Genomic DNA, 3,636 nt, shown 5'->3' with positions numbered 1-3,636 from the left:
GTGAGCCAGGACGGCTCGTAGCACACCGAGGTGAACGACTCGACGAGCTTGAACTCGGGGCACCGGGAGATGAGGTCGGCCAAGCCGCGGGTGAAGATCGGACTGCTGTCGTAGATCGTTACTCGAATCACGAATCCCCCAACCTGTGATGATCAGCGTCCCAGGCCCCCAGGCCCCCCGCCTGATCGATCGGTCATGTCCGCCGGACCAGCGATGATCCATGCGGCGACATGGTCGAACACCGATCTTGAGGGATTCTTGAACGGAGGCCTGCCGCGGCCCGCGTGCCGTCACAGGTAGGACAGTGGCTGGCTGCGCCGCCGGATGTCGAGCGTCATGCAGTGGAACCCGCCGCCCAGGCTGCGGCCGTGGCGCCACCGGCACGGGATGGGTGTGAAGCCCGCCTTCTCCAGGCTCCTGATCAACGGGAGCTGGATGTCCTGTACGACCACGCGCTCCTCGTCGAGTGACAGGACGTTGATGCCGATGGACTGGGAGGCCAGGAACGGCACACCGTCCTGCTCGGACTCAACGGGTTTGTCGAACCACTCGTAGGTGATCACGTCCCATTTCTGGAGCTTCTCCGGCAGCGAGTCCAACGGGACGCCTTCTCGCACGAGCAGGGTGCCCGGCCGCAGCGGCAGGATCTTCCCGTCGATGTGGTTGTCGGCAACGGATACCTCGTGCACCGTGTACTCCGAGCCGATGTGCCTGCTCAGCCAGCGCGCACCCATCCGGTGGTTCTCCGTGGCCGCGTTGAACACCAGGTCCGTCCCGAGCCGCATGACCTGTGCGCCGTCGAACATGATCTCGTAGAACGGATCCGCCGGAACCGGCCCGGTGTAGCCCTCTTGCACGATGTAGCTGTAGTCGAAGTTGCGGTCCAGCAGCCGGGAGCGGGGTGCCACGGTCCATCGCGCGCCGCGCTCGAAGTACTCGGTGAACAGCTCCTTGTAGAGGTCCGCCTCGAAGTAACGCGATCGGATCAGGGGCGCGGTCTCGATGATCTCGTCGCCGACGATCAGGAAGTTGTCCCGGCTCATCAGGGCGTGTCCCATGGGCGCCGTCCAGTGAGGCGTGGTGACCGCGGGCACCGTGTCGAGCGACTGCGGCCGGCGGACCGTCACCCCTTCCGCCTCCAGCAGGGTCACCAGCCCTTCGGCGTCCTCGAAGCACTCGTCGCGGAAGCGGTTGTCCGGTTTGCGACGGTAGAAGACGCCGCGGCTGTTGGCGTCCTTGAGGTTGTCGTAGAAGAACATCTTGAACGACGAGTCGTCGTGGTAGTCCAGATGGAAGGGTGTGCCGACGATCACCTCCTCGAGATGGCTCCACTCGTCGTGAGAGTTGACCACAGGAAGCGTCATGCCACCATCCTCGTTCCCGTTCGGCTCGGACCGGACCAGCCAACCATGGCCGCCACCAACGACAAACTGTCAGCGTGGACAGCGACGTGGGGCCGCGGAAACGAATATCCTCCGGATAGCTTCCAGAGAGGATCTCCCTTGCCTACCACCGGATCCGCACCGAATCGTCCGGTGTCCATCATGGACCTGCTGGGCCCGGGGTCACGGGCGAACCCGTATCCGCTGTGGCACGCGCTGAGGGAACGCTCACCGTTCCTGACGGCGGACGGTGGTTCCCTGGTACTGGGCCGCTATGAGGACTGCCGGCGTGTGCTGCGCGACCCGTCGATGAGCTCGCGCCAGGAGTACACGGTCGCGGCGGACCGCCCCGGGTTGCAGCCTTCGTTCCTGGTGCTCGATCCCCCGGACCACACCCGGCTGCGGCGGCTGGTGGCCAAGGCGTTCACACCCCGCGCGATCGCGAACCTCGAACCGTTCGCCACCGGGCTGGTCGACCACGTGCTCGACACGGCGGCAGAGCGGGGCAGTATCGACATCATGGGCGACCTGGCCCAGCAGCTGCCCATCACAGCCATCTGCCGGTGGCTGGGCGTTCCCGCCGAGGACGCGGCGACGCTGCGGGAGTGGACGACGTCGGCGAGCCGGTCGATGGACCCGTACGTGCTGGCCGACGGACGGGCCATGGCACAGATCGCCGAGGCCGAGACGAACCTGGAGGACTACTTCCGCGCTCTGGTCGCCGAACGCCGAGGACGACCGGGCGACGACCTTCTCTCGCACCTCGTCACCGTGGAGGAGCAGGGCGACCGACTGACCACGGAGGAGCTGCTGGCCACGCTCAACCTGCTGCTCGTCGCCGGACACGAGACCACGGTGAACCTGATCGGCAACGGGGTCCTCGCGTTGCTCGGCCATCCGGACGAGCTGGCACGGTTGCGTGCCGATCCGGGTCTCGCGCACGCCGCGGTGGAGGAAGCACTGCGGTTCGCGGCCCCGGTGCAGATGACCAGCCGGCTCGCCACCGTCGAGACGCCGTTCGGTGACATCGTGATCCCGGCGGGGACAAGGGTGACGATCCTGCTGGCGGCGGCGGGGCGGGATCCGTCAGTGCACCTCGAGCCGGACCGGTTCGTCATCGACCGGCCCGGTCAGGCGCACCTGGCGTTCTCCGGTGGGCCGCACTTCTGCCTCGGTGCCGCGCTCGGCAGGCTGGAGGCCGCGGTCGTGTTCCGGCAGTTCGCCACGCGCGTACACGGTGCGTCCCTCGCCGAGGTGAGCTACCGGCCACATCTGAACCTGCGTGGTCCGGACCGGCTGACCGTCCACTTCGATGCCGTCCGGCGGTGACACCGTCCAACGCCGGAATGTCCGCGATTGAACACCCGTCACCCGGTGTCCTTGCTCTCCAACTGCGTCGCGAACTCCCGCCACGACGACATACAGGCCCTGGCGACGTCGATCATCATGCCCACGGAGTGCGGCGGGACGCTGTCGACGAGCCAGCGCCGGTCCTCCGGGTCCAGCAGGTGGACATCCAGCAGCCGCAACAACAACCTCCCCCGTTCGGAATACCGCAGGACCGGGTCCTGGCGAAGGCTGCGGATCTTGCTGTCGATGGCCGGGTCGTGCTCGTCGCGTTGCCCGGTCGCGTTCCCGGTGACCGTCCTGTCCTCGTGCCGCAACTGGTTGCGCACCTTCCGGACGGTTTCCGGGGACACCCCGGACCTGCGCGCGATCTCCCGCAGCGAGGCGGCCGGACTGTCCCGGAGCAGCTCGGCCACCCGCCTGCGACCGGCTTCCGGGTCGACCGGGCGCAACCGGCCGTCCCGGCCTAGCCGCGCCGAAACCTCATCCGCCGCGGTGCGGGTCCGCAGGGCACCGACCGTCTTGTCGGAGATCCCGGCGATCACCGCGACGCGTCGGTTCGACCACTGTGGATAGTCACGCACGATCCTGGCGGCCGCCGCCTTCCGGTCGGCGAGCGACAACGGCAGGCCGTGGCTGGTGTTGGCGTGCACGGCGAGGAGGAATGCCTCGCCGTCGGTGCCGTCGACCAGGCATGCCTCGATCGTGTCCTCGCCGCGTAGGACAGCCGCACGCACACGGTGGGCCCCGTCGATGACCCGCATCGTCGGGGAGTGCACGATGATGCGCGGCAGGACCCCGTCCGCCGCGGCGAGTGCTTGAGCATGCGCCTCGTCGACACCGGCGAGCCGGGGCGAGTCCGACAACAGCAGCACAGAGATCGGTACCTTCCGCACCGGCTGCACGC

The 3,636-nt window shown here is 67.8% G+C and carries 3 protein-coding genes; 1 reads left to right on the top strand and 2 read right to left on the bottom strand.

Features of this window, described 5'->3' with window-relative positions:
- Window positions 1-290: 290 nt before the first annotated feature.
- Window positions 291-1,364, bottom strand: coding sequence for a glycine amidinotransferase (locus tag ACJ73U_RS03560; RefSeq protein ID WP_407776050.1), 1,074 nt, complete (start codon window positions 1,362-1,364; stop codon window positions 291-293).
- Between the two features lie 180 nt (window positions 1,365-1,544).
- On the opposite strand from ACJ73U_RS03560, the gene ACJ73U_RS03555 reads away from it, so the two are divergent.
- Entirely contained in the window at window positions 1,545-2,711 is a 1,167-nt protein-coding gene (locus ACJ73U_RS03555) for a cytochrome P450 (protein WP_407776051.1), read from the top strand.
- 38 nt (window positions 2,712-2,749) lie between these two features.
- Here the strand turns inward: ACJ73U_RS03555 and ACJ73U_RS03550 are convergent.
- Window positions 2,750-3,636: ParB N-terminal domain-containing protein (locus ACJ73U_RS03550; protein WP_407776049.1), on the bottom strand; the 887-nt coding region annotated here is incomplete at its 5' end.

The sequence above is a fragment of the Actinophytocola sp. genome (assembly GCF_045807065.1).
GTDB lineage: Bacteria > Actinomycetota > Actinomycetes > Mycobacteriales > Pseudonocardiaceae > Actinophytocola.
The sequence above is the reverse complement of the archived record's forward strand: the minus strand, read 5'-3'. Positions and strand labels throughout refer to the sequence as shown.